This is a genomic window from Candidatus Brocadia sinica JPN1, assembly GCF_000949635.1.
Lineage (GTDB): Bacteria > Planctomycetota > Brocadiia > Brocadiales > Brocadiaceae > Brocadia > Brocadia sinica.
In genome coordinates, this window is the sequence record NZ_BAFN01000003.1 from 1 (window position 1) to 16266 (window position 16266).

Consider the following 16266-nt stretch of genomic DNA (forward strand, 5'->3'; position numbering starts at 1 on the left):
TACCAGCACCGGCGGACGATATCACCCATCGTCTCTGGGTGGGGCATGGAATCCCACATCCACCTCAGGCGCTCCCAGCGCCAGACACGAGCATACAGCGGTGTGGACGGGTACAGAGATGATTGTGTGGGGCGGACAAGGTTTCTCTTCTGGAAGTATATGGCTCTATACCGGTTATCGTTACAACCCATCGACAGACACATGGACATCCACAACCACGTCAGGCGCCCCCAGTGGCCGAAGCGTGCACACGGCAGTGTGGGCGGGGACGCAGATGATCGTGTGGGGGGGATGGAGTGGTAGTGCGAGTTATTTCAACACCGGAGGACGCTACAACCCCTCGACAAACACATGGACACCTACAGCTACGACAGGCGCCCCCAGCCGCCGATATGGTCATACGGCGGTGTGGACAGGCACACAGATGATCGTGTGGGGTGGATGGAATGGTAGTAGTGCATTAAACACCGGGGGTCTCTATACCCCATAATAGCTGATGCAGCATCAAGGTGGAAATGCCCGTACCTTGCAGAGAGGTTTAGGAAAAGCACAACTCCCTCCCCTGGTATTGATACCAGGGGAGGGAAGGCTTTTATCAATGGAAAAGATTTTCCGTAGAAAATGATCACAAAAAACTTGAATTCATTCAATTTGCTTTAAACCATTGAGCCCTGTTAAAGGGCATTTCCTTTGGTTTTTATGCAAATCCCATTTTAATCAGTAAAATCGGGCATTTCAACCAACTTTATCTCTCTCGACAAATAAATCATGCTTGGATAAGGTCTGGAAAACACGAAAACAAATATTCCCTATTGTGTCGTCATAAAATCACGTGGAGGAGTTTTCACCTGGAATTTGGTTACCCTGTTTTGGCGGTTCGCACTTCATTTTGCGAAGTCTTAAGCTTGTCTGGATATATTTTTTACCGATAGTTGCGGCATTTTCATATTCAAACCTCTGAAGACACAATTGACATTCAATATAATTATCTTCCTGCTGTAAATTGGGTAAGATATCGCTTTCGTTTGTGCGGATTCCTAACTCCGGGGATTGTTTAATAACCCGGAAGTTACTCGTAAAAATTTTAAATTCTTTATCGTTGCCACAGTTGGTACATACAAAAAATGTGTTCATCATCATATAACAAACTCCTTTCGTTACAATCTTGCACTATTTACTTTCCCACACAATTTGCAGGAGAGAGATAGAGGGTTTCTCTCTCCTGCACAGGCCTGCGAATATCCTTATCGGTAATCTCTGTGGAAGCTACTCATACAATCCCTGCAAAATAATACATTTTTCATATTAAGATAATGTAAAGGAACTATTAATTTTGTGTTAAATTTATCACAAGAAAGGATAAGGGACTTGAATATATGCTGTTTTATGGTAAACTCGGGAAGTTAAGTGAAAACAAACACAAAGAACTATCACAGGAGAGAAAGATGAAAAAAATTACTTCCTTTATGGGTATCTGTGTTTTTAGCGCCTTGTTATCCTATGGATGCAATCCCAAACAAACAGCCTTGTCAGAAAAAGGTGGTATCTGGACGGTATATGACAAGGAATGCCGGAAGTGCCACAGGGCTAACGGAAAGGGTTCTTTTGTCGGTCGGCTTATCTTTAAAATCCCCAATTTTACCAATACCAAGTGGCAGGATAACGCATCTGATTCAAGACTAATTATATCCGTGGCCAATGGTAAAAGGAAGATGCCGGGCTATAAGGGCAAACTGGCGGACGAGGAGATTGTTGATCTGGTTAAGGTATGCGTCAGGGGTTTTTACCCACCACAAGGACAATGAGGATTTACTCTTGATTTTACCTTATTTTACGATAAAATCTGTACATGGCAATTGAAGATGAAAAGGTGTTTCATCCTTATAATCGTTCAACTGAGCGCTCACGACGAAGTCTGCGCCCATCCGCGTCCAAATAAAATTTCTCGATAATCGAACTCTTGGGAGAACCAATGCTACGGGAGATGTGCAAAGCTAAAATCCACGCCGCAACGGTAACGGAAACTAATCTCAATTATAACGGTAGTATCACGATAGATAAAGTCCTTCTCGAAGCTGTAGACATCCTGCATTACGAACGGGTACAGGTCCTCAATATTAACAATGGAACGCGGGTGGAAACTTACATAATTGAAGGCGAGCGTAACTCCGGTGTTATCTGTCTAAACGGCGCTGCGGCACGATGGGCACAACCGGGTGACAAGGTTATCATCATTTCTTATTGCCTCGTCGAAGACAAAGAGGCAAGGAACTGGAAACCGAAGATTATTCTTGTTGACGGAAACAACAAACTCATGAAAACCCTCTAGCCATGAGAAGAATCTTATTCGAAATCCCCCTCCCCTTCTTCCAGAGAAATATACCCATTTATTCGTACGGATTCATGTTGATGGTCGCCTTTTTAGTAGCCATTACCATCGCACGCTGGAGGGCAAGGAAGGAAGGTATAGACGCCAATAAGATTACAGATCTTGGAATTTATCTCGTCTGTGCAGGAATTTTTGGAGCAAGGTTGTTTTTTATTATTCAATTCTTTGAGGATTACAAAAACAATCTCTTTAGCATCTTTAAGATTTACGAAGGCGGTTTAGTGTACTATGGGGGACTTTTCGCCGGCATTGTTACCTTGTTTGTATACGTCAGGAAGCATCATCTGCCCTTTTTAAAGATCATTGATATCCTTATGCCTTCTGCTGCACTGGGGCTCGGCTTCGGCCGTATCGGATGTTTCCTGAACGGATGTTGCTTTGGAAAGGTAGCGCTGCATATTCCGTGGGCAATTCAATTTCCAAGGACGCTGGATAAAACGGGCATGGTAGACGGTAGTCCCGCATTTCTTCACCAATACGAACTCGGATTAGTTCACCTCTCCGATGTACATACCCTGCCCATACATCCCACCCAATTGTATTCATTTCTTTCTGATGTTGCGCTTTTCTTTATTCTTAGCGCTTTCTTTCAGTACCGGAAAAGGGATGGGGAGGTGCTGCTTCTCTTTGGGATACTGTATCCCGTTATACGATTCTGCATGGAAGCACTCCGGGATGATAATCCATTATTCTTCAATCTGTTTACCGTTGCCCAGATTATCAGCATCGGTATGTTTGTTGTATCAGTCGTCTTTTTTGCAATCAGCAGATTTAAAACGGCAAGAAAGGCAGAAATGCCGTAGGTTCCCCGGCTCCTCGGAACACATCACACTGAGCAAAGCCGAAGCATGATGAAAGGATGTCCGTGTTGAAATTCCTTAATATTAAATTAGTCCTTCGGCTACTTAAAATAGCCATTTTCGCAATGACAGCCTACCCCCTTTACCCCCGCCAACGGGGGATAATTGGTTGTCCCCCTCAGTGAGGGGGATTAAGGGGGAGGAAATCTTTGTTTGAAATCCTTCAACATTAAATTTAGAACTGGTAACTCAACCCGACAAAAAATGTCCTTCCCGGCCGGGGCAAGTCTTTTGGTATAAAAACAGCCCCCGGATCACTATAATCTTTATCAAAAATATTAAATACCGTCCCCTGCACTTCCATTGTTTTGAAGAATTCTTTTCCAATGACGGAAAGATTGAAAAGTGCATAAGCCGGTAAGTCTTCTCTTGTGTCATCATCGACCCTGGAACGTTTCCCGCTGACAAAGGCGCTCAGATTGGTATTAATATATTTCCAGTAGTGTACATTTACACCGAAGTTTCCCTTGTGTTGCGCAACAAATGGCATATTGTTCCCATCATCATCTTCGGGATTTTGAAAGGTATAATTCATAAAGACGTAATTATCTTTGATGATATCCACACGGGTCTCCATTTCAATACCTTGCACATGGGCATCCGTAAGGTTTTCGTAAACGGGTGCATCCTGACTGCGTTTCAGGAAAATAAGATCGTCGATATCATTGTAAAAATACCCAACACTACTGGTAACGTATTTGTTAAATTTGTACCTTAATTCGACCTCATATGTCGTGATAGTTTCCGGATCCAGCTTTCTGTTTCCACTTCCGGTCCTAAACATCTCGTAAAAACTCGGCGCCCGGAATGCTTCTCCGTAGAGAAACTTCACTGATGCATCTTTCATAAATGCCCACGTTAAACCGGTCCGTGGACTGGTTGCATCACCAAAATCACTGTATCGGTCATGTCTCACTCCAATGGTAAGATTCAAGGTATCTGTAATATCCCATACATCCTGAAAATAAACTGAGACGATCCTTCGTGTGGCATCTTCAAGAAAGGGGGCTGAATCTGAAAAATCCCTGACAGAAGTGAGCGGCGCACCTGTGACCGGGTCCATATTGCTTAAAAAGCGGTTATTGGATTGATTGATCAACCGATATTCCAAACCCAGGGTAAGGGTATTTCCATCAAACAATTGGTAATCAAAAGGGATCTCTGTGCCTGCAATCCTTTCAATTCCCTTGACAACATTAATTACCCCATCAGGAAAAACGACAAATTCCGGAATCCCATTTCCGTCGGTATCAGCAGGCAAAACTGTGCCTTCCGGTAATACTTCAAAGTAACTGTTGCTGTCAAACTGATCGTAATAAATCCTTGGTTTTAAGGTAAATCTTTCCTCAAAGGTCTTTTTATACCCTATCTCCCCGAATACATAGTTATTTTCAATATCAGATTCATCATTTAATGCAAGACTTCCCCCAATAAAAGGGTCGCGGTTTTTGTTGCTGTACCATCCCTGAAGCCATAGATCCTCATAAGCAATTTTCAGGTTCAGGTCATATTCCTGTCTCCCGTCATGCACACGACCTGGCGCCAATGATGCGTTAGACCCAAAAGCGCTATCAAGCATTGTTTGAAAATCACTTTCAACCTCACCATCAAAGCCCGTGGTCTGCCGGTAGTGGGCCATGCCGGAGAATTCAACCTTTCCAACCTTCTCGCCAAACACGACATTTTCCTCGTACGTATCAAAACTCCCGTAACCACTGCTTACCTTCACACCATCAATATCTGCTGCGTCCTTCGTAATAATATTGATAACCGCTGTAAATGCATTTTCGCCGTACATGGCAGAACCTGGCCCCCGAATGATTTCCAGCTTCTTGATATTTTCTACCGGGAAATCATCAAATCTGCCGAAGGCTGAACCGGTAAGGGTTGTGTTTACTGTATGTCCATTGAGCATTACCTTTACTTTGCTTGCACTTGCAATACCACGAACGGCAGGTTCAACAACTCCGGTACCAGCCTCCTTCAGGATCTCAAACCCCGGTACGGTTCTGAGTATTTCAATAAAAGTACGATACCCTAAATTCTTAATCTCCCCGGCAGTAATTACCGTAACGACACTCGGCGCCTTGTTAAGCGGGGTTTTGTGTCTTGTAGCAATGGTTACTCCTTCCCCATAACCAAACCAGATGGCTTCGGTGGAGAATTCTTCTGACAGGGCAGTTTCCATATCGTCGGTTTGTTTCTCCTCTCTGCCTGGTATGGCCTGATCTGGTCGGGCTGTTTCCTTGATGGAAGTCGGAGGAGTATCCTCGATCTGAGTCAAGGGCGGGTCTGCGCCTTTGGCAAAAGTTTCTGATGAATGGAAAGAAATGAGGCTAAGAAGTAAAATAGTTGGGATAAGAGACTCTAAAACAAACCGTTTTCTTGTCCAGTTAGTCATAAAAAATAATCCTCAATTTCAAACTATATATCCTTCCCGCAAGGCAACAAGGTTCATGGCAGGGACAAAGTTTGTCGAGCCGTATGCAACATCAAACAACATTTGACCAAGCAGGCGGCCCTCTCGTTTCAGGCGTTCATAGAGCCTTAATCCGGTTGGCGCTTGAAGTATAGCAACATTCGCCATCACAATCCCGCTTTTCTGGATAAAATCAATTTGCTGCCTGAAGATGGAGGGCGTATCATTGTCAAAACCAACGATAAAGCCCCCCTGCACATGCAATCCGGCTCGCTGGATACGTTTCACGTCTTCAACTAGGTTGCGGCTCTTGTTCTGCTTTTTGCCGCATTCGGTCAAACTTCCCTCATCCGATGTCTCAATTCCGATGAAAACCTGATCGAAACCCGCTTCGACCATCATGTCCATCAATTGCCCGTCATCGGCAAGGTTGATAGAGACTGCTGTGTAAAACGGCATTCCCGCCTTGTCACATTGAGGTCGACCAGGCGTTTTGTCCACCCTGCCGGAAGCATCGCTGCAACAGTCAGGAGACCCAGCGGTGGCGAATATGCCTTTTTGCATATGAATTTCAGTGCGTGTTTGAAGCTCCATACTGCATCCGGAAATTCAGGGTAGATCAACAGCACGTTCATTGCGTTTCCCCTTTTCCTTATTAGTCAGGCCTTCGGCTACTTACACGTACACCTTTTTACGACAAAATTCCACCCCTTACCCCTCGCCAGCGGGGGAACGAGTTGTTTGTCCCCTCAGTGAGGGGGATTAAGGGGAAGCGAAAAGTTTGAAATTCCTGTATATTAAACTAAGTATGGCTACGCCGATTCGTGCGGTCTCCTACGGCTGGTTCAATCGAGGACGATTGAACCAGCAAGAAAATACTTCACTGTTTCGTCTGGCCTCCCTGTCAGAACTGATAGCTCAAACCAACAAAAAACGTCCTTTTGTTATGTCCACCTTTGTCTCCATCTCGATACCCTGGACATGAGCATCTCCAAAATTCTCGAAGTGCGTGGCGCCCTGGGCGGTTGGTAAGACACGGGCGCTAATGAGGTCTTCGATATCATTATAAAAATAATTAATGCCGCTGGTAACATATTTATTAAACTGATAATTTAACCCTATCTCGTATGTCTTGATAGTTTCTGGATCTAGATCTTCATTCCCTATAAGAGCTGGTTGGTTGATCGTAAACATCTCTGTAAAATCAGGTGCCCGGAATGCCTCTCCATAAAGGAGTTTCAGTGATGCATTCTTCATGAATGCCCCGTTAAGCCTGCTCGTGGACTGGTAGTATTGCCGAAATCGCTGTACTCATCATGTCGTACCCCTAAGGTAAGATTTAAGGTATCCGTAATATCCCACGCATCCTGCAGATAAACCGACCATATTCTCCGCGTGGCTTCTTTTATAAAGGGATATGTGTCAGCTTGGTCCTGAAGGCTATCCAGGGGATCGAGTGTTCGGGGATTATAGGTAGTAAAAAAGTGTGGATTGGTTTGACCAATCAAACGATATTCGAATCCTAGGGTAATGATATTCCCATCGAATATTTTATAATCAAAAGGAACCTCCGTGCCAACAACCCTTTCTTTTATATAAGCGTTACCAATAAGCCCATCGGGATACGTATTGATTTTGTCAATTACACCGTCTCCATCTGTGTCTAGAGGCACATGTGCGTTCTCTGGCAATGCCTCAATGTAAGAGTTCCTGTCAAACTGGTCATAATAGAGCCTCGGTCTTATCGTAAATTTCTCATCAAAGGTATTTCTATATCCAGCTTCACCGAACACATAGTTCTGTTCAATATTCGATTCGTCAGCCAGGGCAAATTGAGGTCCGATAAAAGGCCCCATATTTTTATTAATGTACAATCCCTCAACGTAGAAACCCTTGTAGACAACTTTCAGGTTCAGGTCGTATTCTTCCCTCCAATCCTCCACCCTTCCCTGGGCTTGTGAAGAGGGAGGAAAACCCAGGGAAGCAAGGGCCGTATCAATCTGTGTTACAATATCACTCTCGACAATGCCATCAAATCCGTCGGTATGCCTGTAGCGGACCATACCGGAGATATCAACTTTTCCGTACGTCTTCCCAAATACAATGTTTCCCTCTTCGGTATCAAAGCTCCCATAACCACCGCTCACCTTTATGCCGTCAATATCCTTTGCATCGAACGTGATAATATTAATAACCGCCAAAAAGGCATTTTCACCATATACGGCAGAACCTGGCCCCCGGATAATTTCTATTCTCTCTATGTTTTCCACAGGGAAATCGTCAAACTGCTGAAAGGCGCTACCAGTGCGGGGGCTATTTACCAGATGCCCGTTGAGCATCACCCTTACTTTCTCCGAACCTGCAAAACCCCTTACAGCGGGAAATACCTCCCCCAGGTCGCCCTTTTTTAAAATTTCAAATCCGGGTACTGTCCTCAGGATTTCCACAAAGGTGCGGTATCCTAAATGCTTAATTTCCTTGGCCGTGATTACCGTAACGATGCTCGGCGCCTTGCCTACCGGGGTTTCATGTCTTGTTGCAATTGTTACTTCCTGCTCAAAACCAAACCAGATGGCCTTGGTTGAAATTCCTTCTGCCAAAGCAACTTTCATATTCCGGCTATGTTTTTCTTTGTCATTGGATAGGATCTCAGTTGATTGGGTTGTTTTCTTCGTCTCAATCCGTGATGTACTGATATCTTCGGCAAAAATTTCGGAAGAATGAAAAGAAATGCAACTAAGCAGGAAAAGATACAAGGCGAGGAGGGACTGGGTTAAGCCATGAGTCAAGCATTTGGTCATGAATATAACCTCTAACTTCAGAACGAATAGCAGATGCCCAAGAATTTATCTAAAAAATTTCAAAATCAAGGATACTAAAATTGATTTTACGTCTGGCTCTAAGTAGAGAGTTTATTCATTAAGGATCTATGCAATAATCTACTATACGGCTGCATCTTGCGGTATTGTATCATTGTTGCAAATGCTGTCAATTGGAAAAATTCTGGGAATACTTTCTCCTGTAAAGCAATTACAAAAGATTCAATTGGAACCGGTGGTTTCTTTCATCTGAATAGTATCATCCAGCATACGTAATTTCTGCATGAGCTTATCCTCTATAAGCAGTCGGAATGTTACCCGGTGTTCTTCAAAACGGCTACTTAAAACATGCGCATGCTCATGGAGATATGCAATTAATCTTCCATTGCCCGGACTGCAGGTAATCTCTATATCCATAAAATTTTTTTCCAGTATCTCACCGATCTTTCGTTTCAGTTCTTCTATACCCAGGTGTGTTTTTGCGGAGATCATAATGCAATCCCTGTAATAACTCTGAAGCAAAGGAATAAGAGACTCGTCTTTTATGGCATCTACTTTATTCAATACTATGATCGTCGGTTTCTTATCGCATCCTAACTCCTTCAACACGACATTCACCGCCTCGACTTGTCTCTGGATAAGGGGGGAACTTATGTCTGCAACATGAAGCAGGAGATCGGCGTGGCGGGCTTCCTCAAGTGTTGCTTTAAAGGAAGAAACCAGGTGGTGGGGCAACTTCTGGATAAAACCCACCGTATCGCTCACCAGTATCTTTCTCCCGTTTTCTAATTTACAGATACTTGTTTTTGTATCAAGCGTTGCGAAGAGTTTGTCTTCTACAAAGGTATCTATCTCCGTCAGGACATTCATTAACGTCGATTTCCCGGCATTGGTGTATCCCACAATGGACACCGTGAAAAATTCCTTCCGCGAGGCGACCAGCCGTTCCTGTCGCTTTTCAATTTCATGTAACTTTTTTCTCAGGTCATGGATCTTTCTTGACACAATGCGTTTATCGACTTCCAATTGTTTTTCACCAGGCCCCCTTGTTCCAATACCACCCTCAATCCTGGAAAGGTGCGTCCACATCCTCTTTAAGCGGGGTCGTGTATACTCTAATTGAGCCAATTCTACCTGAAGTTTTGCCTGAAATGTCTTTGCGCGGGTAGCAAATATGTCCAGGATTAATTCACTCCTGTCAATTACCTTCTTTTCGATGACCTTTTCAAGATTTCTGACCTGCGCCGGAGTAAGATCGTCATCGCAAATAAACACATCGGCATCCAGCTCCTTTGAAATCCGGGATAATTCGGCTGCTTTTCCCTTCCCGACATAATATACGGGGTCGATATTTGGTCTTTTTTGAACTACCGAATGGACAACGTTTGCACCAGCAGTCTTCGCTAATCGCCGAAGTTCTTCCAGTGGCGCTTCATCCTCACTATGGTCTCCGGACAGCATAACCCGAAAAAGAACGGCGCGTTCAGCCCTTACCGTAAATGCAGTGTCTTTCAGTTTCACCTAAGTATAAACTCCATTAATTGATGAAAGAATTTTTATTTATCCATGTATCTGGAAAATCTCTATTTTCAAAAACCTTTGTCTTGCAGAACGGATAAAAAGTAAAACCTGTTTTCATTTTTGTAGGGTATGCTTCACCCCACCCTACGTTTCTCTCTTTTACAATTGACGTAAAATAATCCTTGCATCCACGGCCTTTAAACCTTTCGGATAAACAAGGACAGGGTTCAGGTCTATCTCCTTAATTTCTTCCAGGGAAATCATGATGTCTGATACCTGTACAATAATTTGTGCCAATGCAGGAATGTCCGCCGCTTCTGCGTTCCTAAAACCCTTTAAAACCTTTGCCCCTTTTATGCCATGAATCATATCCAACGCCTCATATTCATCCACCGGGGCGATGCGGAAAGAAACGTCTTTAAAAACCTCAACGAAGATACCGCCCAACCCGAACATCACAGCCGGGCCAAATTGAGGGTCCCGAAGCCCTCCCACAATAACTTCTGTGGAAGGTGTTGCCATTTCCTGAACAAGAATTCCATCAATCCGTGCATCCGGCTGTCTCTTTTTTACGTTTCGTATAATCTCGTCGTATGCAACCTTAACACCTTCGTCATCCTTTATACCAAGCTTGACACCACCGACATCGGTTTTATGGCTGATATCAGGTGAAACAATCTTGAGAACAACAGGATATCCAACAGATTTTGCCGCCTGAATTGCATCTGCAGGGGAAACTGTAACTACATACCTTGTAGTGCTTATTCCAAATGCCTCAATGAATTCCTTGGCCTCAGGTTCAAGCAGTTCATATCGATTCTGGAGTAGGACCTTTTGTATAATATGACGTGCGATCTTTCCACTGTGTGTCATAAATTTGTTCATACAGATTTCCTTAATTTAAAAACCACAAGACGCATTTTATTATAACGACAAATATAAAATGTTCAAAGGATATCTATCGAATACCATCGGACATGTCCGATGGATTATCCATTACCAATATACCTTTCTCATTGCGTGCCCTACATTTTCAAAAAAATGTATCTGACAAGAAAAGCCACAGAGACCAGATGAAATGCCCAATGTAACCCACGGAATCTGCCGGTAATGAGCTTCAAAAGGGAATAGGAAATGAACCCAAAGGACAAACCTTCTGTAATACTCAGGGAAAAAGGCATGATGGAAAGGGTCAAAAAGGAGGGCAGTGATTCAGTAGGGTCATCCCACCTTATTTTCCGCACATTAAAGATCATCATACTTCCAACAATTATCAGGGCCGGCGCAATAATGGGGTAGAGATGGGCTCCATTGGAAGTTTGATAACCTCCCCCGATCATTTTTATGAGGGGATAAAAAAATAAGGATAAAAGGAACAGGCAAGCCGTAATGATGTTCGATAAACCTGTTCTGCCGCCTGCCTGAATCCCTGCAGAACTTTCGATGTAACTGGTAATGGTGGAAGTCCCTAAAAGAGCGCCACCTACTGTACCAAGCGCATCCGATAGCAGGATTTGTTTTACCCGGGGGATTTTGCCGTTCTTATAAAATCCCCCTTGTTCGCCAATTCCCACTACGGTGCCTATGGTATCAAAGACGTCCAGGAATAATAAGACAAATATAACTGAAATAAACCCTGGTTCGGTAAATATCTTTACAGGGTCGCATTTCAGCAACGTTGGATCAATCGAGGGAGGCATACTGGTAACACCCTGATATTGAACCATCCCTAGCGGAATACTCGCAAGCGCTGTTGCAATAATCCCGTAAAGAATAGCACCTTTTATTTTCAGGGCAATCATTACTCCCATAACCATCATGCCAAAGAGAGACACCCATACCTCAGGATACTTGGGATTGCCCAGACCAACCAAAGCGCCTGGTGTATCCACAATTACCCCGCCGTATTCAAACCCCACGAGTGCAATTAAGAGCCCAATCCCCACCGCAATTGCATTCTTCAATGAATCGGGTATAATAGATACCAGTAACTCGCGCAACCCAAAAAATGATAAGAGAAAAAACAATGTGCCCGATATTAAATTTGCACCCAGGGCAACCTGCCATGGATAACCCATACCACCGGTCACGACAGGACCACACACGGTAAAGGCAAAGTAAAAATTATGTCCCATAGCAGGCGCTAAGGCGATAGGATAGTTGGCCAGAAAGGCCATGAAGATGCAGGCTATGGCGCTGGCAATGCATGTGGCCACCATCACCGATCCAAAATCCATTCCGCAAGTGGAAAGTACGGCAGGCTGGACAAAGATGATATACGACATTGTCAGGAAGGTTGTGGTGCCAGCTAAAACTTCCGTTCGAAGGTTGGTATGGTTTTCTCTTAGTTTAAAGATTCTTTCAAATATCATTAATTTTTATTGAGATCGGAGCCGTCAGCTATCAGCGCCTATCAGCACCCAGCATCAAAAGTAAGAATACGGATACGTTTCCCTGTTTTTTATTCCGGCTTCTGAATCCCAATTTCTTGCTTCTGATTTATTTTTACCTTATTCCAGACGGCATCCATCTCTTCTAAGCTACATTTCTCAATGTCTTTTCCCATTGCCGCAAGTTCCGTCTCGACTCTTTTGAAACGATCGACAAATTTATAGATGGTCTTGTGGAGGACGTTTTCCGTGTCCAGATTGAGGAAGCGGGAGAGATTGACAATGGAAAACAAGAGATCTCCAACCTCTTCTGCAATATTTTCAGGTTTATTTTCCCGGATTGCCTCTTTGACCTCTGCCAGCTCTTCGTCTACCTTGGCCATCACACCCGTAATATCCGGCCAGTCAAAACCAACCTTTGCCACCTTCTTTTGCAGCTTTTGTGCCTTCTGGAGCGCCGGGAGATGTTTGGGTAAGCCATCCACAATAAACTTTCTTTCCTCATAGCCTTTCTCCTGTTTTTTGATCTGTTCCCACTGATGGAGTACTTCTTCGGGGGTAGCTGCTGTAGCATCTCCAAAGACGTGTGGATGGCGACGCGTCATCTTATCAAGGCACAGTGCGATTACACCATCGATATCAAATTCTCCTTTTTCCTTTGCAATCTGGCAGTGAAAGATTATGTGGAAAAAGAGGTCTGCCAGTTCTTCCTTCAGTTTATCGGGATCTCCGGAATCTATTGCATCGATTACCTCGTACGTCTCCTCTACCAGATGCGGTTTTAAAGACGCATGGCTCTGTTCTTTATCCCACGGGCAACCATCCTTACTGCGTAACTTCCGCATGAGTTCAATCAAGTCCTGAAATAGCGAAATGGATTTATCTTTGGATGTATTCATTGATCATGTATCCAATTATAAGATTTCAGCAATAGTTAACCATGGTAATATTTTTGTCACTAAACACTTCGAGGTTGGAGGTCTGAGGTTAGAGGCTCTCGTGTCTCTTCTTTCCCCTAATTCAATTCATTATATTTCTTCTACTTCGTGCCTCAATTTATGCTTTGATAACAACAACTTTAAATACAGTTATATAGCGTATGGAATTCTAGCAATTATTTTTATTGAAGTCAAATAGGGAGATAATAAATAATCGTCCATTGCACGCATTCCTTTTCTTCCTCATTTAGTGCATTCTTTAAACATCTACAATTTAGAAAATAAAAGAATGCAGTAAATAGTAACCTCCATAGTGCCTTAACCTTGAAAGCCAATTGATCGAATTTGTCTTGCCATGCTTCCTTTCACTTACGCATGGCGATAGCTCCATCGCCACGTTTTTGCTTGGACTAAAATAAGATTGAAAGAATTTTTGGAGTAATCTATACTTTGTTTTCAAACCAAAAGAATGATAACCTCTAATGTAACAAGTAGTTTTTTGCAGTTCATTCGACATGGATTTTTCATTCAGGCGATAACGACTAGAAAATATTTAAAATGATAGGGGAAATTAAAAAACCTTTTCTTCGATGGGCAGGGAGTAAGCAAAAATTAATATCATGACTTTTACCTTACTGGGGAAAAGGCTACCAAAGGTATATTGAACCATTTATGGGTTCTGCAGCATTTTTTTTAAATTACATCCACCATCAGCTATTCTTAGTGATATAAATTGTGAATTAGTAGAAACTTTTATTGCCGTAAGAGATCATCCCAAAGCTGTATACAATAATTTAGAGCATTTACCCCGTGGTCAAAATAACTACTATAAAATTAGGGAACAAGAAATCAAAAAAATGAATCTTATGGAACGAGCAGCACGTTTTATTTTTCTTAATAGATTTTGCTTTAATGGTTTATATCGAACAAACGAAAATGGGCAGTTCAACGTCCCTTTTTCGGCATTTCGGCATCAGGTACAGGTGATATTCCTTCTTTATCTGATTTTTATAACTATTCTCGCACACTAAAAAATGCTAAATTACTGAATGAAGACTTTCAAATAATTTTATTTAATGAGGCTAGGAAGGGTGATTTTGTTTATTTAGACCCTCCTTATGCTGTTAAAAATCGTCGGATTTTTCGGCAATATGGTCCACAAACATTTGGACTAGAAGATATCGAACGCTTGCAAAATACATTAAAAATACTTGATAAAAGAAGGGTGAAGTTTGTTCTATCTTATGCTTTATGCAAAGAGGCAAAAAGTATTTTTGCCGGATGGAATGTCCGACAAGTTCACACACAGCGTAACATTTCAGGTTTTGCTAAACATAGAAGGCGGGCAATAGAATTAATAATTTCAAACTTTACTTTTTAACTAAGGGATTGTCAGTAAATAACATTTACATAATGAGGTAATTATGATATTGTTTACAGTATGGAAGAAAAAATCTTAAGAAGAAATTATCGACTATACTACCTCATTTGAATGAGAGACAACGGAGAATACTCTTGGCTGCTGAAAGTCAGGCAATAGGCCATAGAGGGATAGCGGTAATAGCAAGGGTGGCGAAAGTATCTCGACCGACAATCTATAAAGGACTTGGCGAACTAAAGGAGGGGCGAATTAAGGAGGCAGAGGCAGAGGCAGAGGCAGAGCGAATACGCAAGCCTGGGGGAGGTAGGAAAAAACTTCGAGAGAAGAATCCGAAATTGATAGAGGATTTAGAATCGCTGGTTGACCCTGTAACACGTGGCGATCCTATGTCTCCCCTGCGATGGACATGTAAGAGCGTACGCCAGTTGGCGAGGGCGCTTGCAGAGAAGGGATATAAGATAAGTTATCAAGTAGTAAGTGAGTTATTGCATGAGGCAGGATACAGTCTTCAGTCGAATGTAAAGAAACTGGAAGGCGGCAGCCACGAAGATCGCGACGCACAATTTACCTACATTAATGAAAAGGTGAAAGAATATTTATATAAGGGATCGCCGATAGTATCCGTTGATGCAAAAAAGAAGGAATTGGTAGGTCGATATAAAAACAATGGGCGGGAGTGGCAGCCGAAAGGGCAATCAGAAGAAGTGAATACTTATGATTTTATCAACGCAGAGGTTGGCAAAGCGCTTCCCTATGGCATTTATGATATTGGACGAAATATTGGATGGGTTAATGTTGGTTGTGACCATGACACTGCAAGTTTTGCTGTTGAGAGTCTACGTCGATGGTGGCAATCAATGGGATATCGGGAATACCAGAATGCAAAAGAGTTATTGATCTGTGCTGATTGTGGTGGCAGCAATGGTTATCGGGCGCGATTGTGGAAATATGAGCTTCAACGCTTTGCTGGAGATGCGGGATTATCTATAACAGTATGCCACTTTCCACCTGGTACAAGCAAATGGAATAAGATAGAGCGCCGTCTTTTTTCGCATATAAGCATGAATTGGCGAGGACGTCCATTAATCGATCACGAAGTGATCGTACAATTAATTAGTTCGACAACGACTCAAAAAGGGCTTAAGGTGTATGCCAAATTAGACAAATCAAGGTATCCGACAAAGGTAAAGATTAGCGATCAAGAGATGGCAAGTATAAATCTTAAGCGGCATGATTTTCATGGCGAATGGAATTATACAATTTGCCCTTAATTGTAAATGTTATTTCCTGACAATTCCTAAGCACCCTGGCAAAGCAGCGGTGTTTCTATCACCTCTTCACGGAACTCATGAAAGTAGACACCTACAACCGTTCTGTCCCGTGGAAAGGTTTCAGGAGAAAACTCTCCCGGTTGCTTAAGGATGCCATCCGGTTATCGGAGAAAAAGAACCAGGTAAACCCGGCATGCTTTCTCAGGCTCAAAAAAAGGTTGTATTGCAGACTTGAACAGTTTTTCACGCCACCCAGCCAGGACAAAGACGTGCAAAGA

17 protein-coding genes and 1 pseudogene are annotated in these 16266 nt (G+C 42.9%); 8 read left to right on the forward strand and 10 right to left on the reverse strand.

Annotation, left to right across the window (positions count from 1 at the left end; all coding sequences use genetic code 11):
- On the forward strand, positions 1–490 hold a 490-nt coding region (locus tag BROSI_RS18720), incomplete at its 5' end, for a Kelch repeat-containing protein (protein WP_200891833.1).
- Between the two features lie 338 nt (positions 491–828).
- Here BROSI_RS18720 and BROSI_RS18725 read toward each other — a convergent pair.
- A complete protein-coding gene (locus tag BROSI_RS18725) occupies positions 829–1140 on the reverse strand; it encodes a hypothetical protein (RefSeq protein WP_052566019.1) in 312 nt (103 codons plus the stop codon).
- Between the two features lie 305 nt (positions 1141–1445).
- Between BROSI_RS18725 and BROSI_RS18730 the strand changes: the two genes are divergently transcribed.
- The 3 genes from BROSI_RS18730 (at position 1446) to lgt (ending at position 3192) form a co-directional block, all read left to right on the forward strand.
- The gene (locus BROSI_RS18730; protein WP_157842643.1) at positions 1446–1805 is read left to right on the forward strand and encodes a c-type cytochrome; all 360 of its coding nucleotides are present in this window, start codon (positions 1446–1448) and stop codon (positions 1803–1805) included.
- Between the two features lie 167 nt (positions 1806–1972).
- Positions 1973–2329 (forward strand): aspartate 1-decarboxylase, encoded by a 357-nt coding sequence (panD, locus tag BROSI_RS18735; protein WP_052566023.1) that lies wholly within the window; start codon positions 1973–1975, stop codon positions 2327–2329.
- Between the two features lie 2 nt (positions 2330–2331).
- On the forward strand, positions 2332–3192 hold the full coding sequence (gene lgt, locus BROSI_RS18740) for a prolipoprotein diacylglyceryl transferase (protein WP_052566025.1): 861 nt from the start codon (positions 2332–2334) through the stop codon (positions 3190–3192).
- A gap of 232 nt (positions 3193–3424) precedes the next feature.
- Here lgt and BROSI_RS18745 read toward each other — a convergent pair whose 3' ends face one another.
- The 9 genes from BROSI_RS18745 to mazG form a co-directional block, all read right to left on the reverse strand.
- The gene (locus BROSI_RS18745) at positions 3425–5650 is read right to left on the reverse strand and encodes a TonB-dependent receptor plug domain-containing protein (protein WP_052566028.1); all 2226 of its coding nucleotides are present in this window, start codon (positions 5648–5650) and stop codon (positions 3425–3427) included.
- 18 nt (positions 5651–5668) lie between these two features.
- The gene (locus BROSI_RS19395) at positions 5669–6127 is read right to left on the reverse strand and encodes a DUF4070 domain-containing protein (RefSeq protein WP_230400746.1); all 459 of its coding nucleotides are present in this window, start codon (positions 6125–6127) and stop codon (positions 5669–5671) included.
- On the reverse strand, positions 6076–6303 hold the full coding sequence (locus BROSI_RS20920) for a hypothetical protein (protein WP_052566031.1): 228 nt from the start codon (positions 6301–6303) through the stop codon (positions 6076–6078). Before BROSI_RS20920 ends, BROSI_RS19395 begins: the two co-directional genes overlap by 52 nt.
- A 283-nt stretch (positions 6304–6586) precedes the next feature.
- Positions 6587–6925, reverse strand: a complete 339-nt coding sequence (locus tag BROSI_RS18760; protein ID WP_052566033.1) for a TonB-dependent receptor plug domain-containing protein — start codon at positions 6923–6925, stop codon at positions 6587–6589.
- Positions 6922–8469, reverse strand: a complete 1548-nt coding sequence (locus BROSI_RS18765) for a TonB-dependent receptor plug domain-containing protein (RefSeq protein WP_052566036.1) — start codon at positions 8467–8469, stop codon at positions 6922–6924. Before BROSI_RS18765 ends, BROSI_RS18760 begins: the two co-directional genes overlap by 4 nt.
- Before the next feature lie 240 nt (positions 8470–8709).
- Positions 8710–10008 (reverse strand): GTPase HflX, encoded by a 1299-nt coding sequence (gene hflX / locus BROSI_RS18770; protein ID WP_052566038.1) that lies wholly within the window; start codon positions 10006–10008, stop codon positions 8710–8712.
- A 159-nt stretch (positions 10009–10167) separates the two neighbouring features.
- Positions 10168–10893, reverse strand: a complete 726-nt coding sequence (locus BROSI_RS18775; protein ID WP_230400747.1) for an acetate--CoA ligase family protein — start codon at positions 10891–10893, stop codon at positions 10168–10170.
- Positions 10894–11033: 140 nt separating this feature from the next.
- Positions 11034–12380, reverse strand: a complete 1347-nt coding sequence (locus BROSI_RS18780) for an NCS2 family permease (RefSeq protein ID WP_052566039.1) — start codon at positions 12378–12380, stop codon at positions 11034–11036.
- An 89-nt stretch (positions 12381–12469) separates the two neighbouring features.
- Positions 12470–13297, reverse strand: coding sequence for a nucleoside triphosphate pyrophosphohydrolase (gene mazG / locus BROSI_RS18785; RefSeq protein WP_052566041.1), 828 nt, complete (start codon positions 13295–13297; stop codon positions 12470–12472).
- 725 nt (positions 13298–14022) lie between these two features.
- Here mazG and BROSI_RS21535 point away from each other — a divergent pair.
- From BROSI_RS21535 to BROSI_RS18795, 4 genes and pseudogenes are all read left to right on the forward strand, one after another.
- A complete protein-coding gene (locus tag BROSI_RS21535; protein WP_420886088.1) occupies positions 14023–14367 on the forward strand; it encodes a DNA adenine methylase in 345 nt (114 codons plus the stop codon).
- Positions 14325–14717, forward strand: coding sequence for a DNA adenine methylase (locus BROSI_RS21540; protein ID WP_420886089.1), 393 nt, complete (start codon positions 14325–14327; stop codon positions 14715–14717). Before BROSI_RS21535 ends, BROSI_RS21540 begins: the two co-directional genes overlap by 43 nt.
- A gap of 95 nt (positions 14718–14812) precedes the next feature.
- Positions 14813–15988 (forward strand): ISAzo13 family transposase, encoded by a 1176-nt coding sequence (locus tag BROSI_RS18790; RefSeq protein ID WP_052566043.1) that lies wholly within the window; start codon positions 14813–14815, stop codon positions 15986–15988.
- Positions 15989–16014: 26 nt separating this feature from the next.
- A pseudogene (locus BROSI_RS18795) lies at positions 16015–16266 on the forward strand (IS66-like element ISCku7 family transposase); the annotation flags it as partial.

What these genes read in the sequence shown, in the direction of transcription:
- BROSI_RS18780 (WP_052566039.1), bottom strand. Translation starts at nt 12,380, where the DNA reads ATGATATTTGAAAGAATCTTTAAACTAAGAGAAAACCATACCAACCTT.
- BROSI_RS18745 (WP_052566028.1), bottom strand. Translation starts at nt 5,650, where the DNA reads ATGACTAACTGGACAAGAAAACGGTTTGTTTTAGAGTCTCTTATCCCA.
- mazG (WP_052566041.1), bottom strand. Translation starts at nt 13,297, where the DNA reads ATGAATACATCCAAAGATAAATCCATTTCGCTATTTCAGGACTTGATT.
- BROSI_RS18730 (WP_157842643.1), top strand. Translation starts at nt 1,446, where the DNA reads ATGAAAAAAATTACTTCCTTTATGGGTATCTGTGTTTTTAGCGCCTTG.
- BROSI_RS19395 (WP_230400746.1), bottom strand. Translation starts at nt 6,127, where the DNA reads ATGCCGTTTTACACAGCAGTCTCTATCAACCTTGCCGATGACGGGCAA.
- BROSI_RS18765 (WP_052566036.1), bottom strand. Translation starts at nt 8,469, where the DNA reads ATGACCAAATGCTTGACTCATGGCTTAACCCAGTCCCTCCTCGCCTTG.
- panD (WP_052566023.1), top strand. Translation starts at nt 1,973, where the DNA reads ATGCTACGGGAGATGTGCAAAGCTAAAATCCACGCCGCAACGGTAACG.
- BROSI_RS18725 (WP_052566019.1), bottom strand. Translation starts at nt 1,140, where the DNA reads ATGATGATGAACACATTTTTTGTATGTACCAACTGTGGCAACGATAAA.
- lgt (WP_052566025.1), top strand. Translation starts at nt 2,332, where the DNA reads ATGAGAAGAATCTTATTCGAAATCCCCCTCCCCTTCTTCCAGAGAAAT.
- BROSI_RS20920 (WP_052566031.1), bottom strand. Translation starts at nt 6,303, where the DNA reads ATGAACGTGCTGTTGATCTACCCTGAATTTCCGGATGCAGTATGGAGC.
- BROSI_RS18775 (WP_230400747.1), bottom strand. Translation starts at nt 10,893, where the DNA reads ATGAACAAATTTATGACACACAGTGGAAAGATCGCACGTCATATTATA.
- BROSI_RS18760 (WP_052566033.1), bottom strand. Translation starts at nt 6,925, where the DNA reads ATGAAGAATGCATCACTGAAACTCCTTTATGGAGAGGCATTCCGGGCA.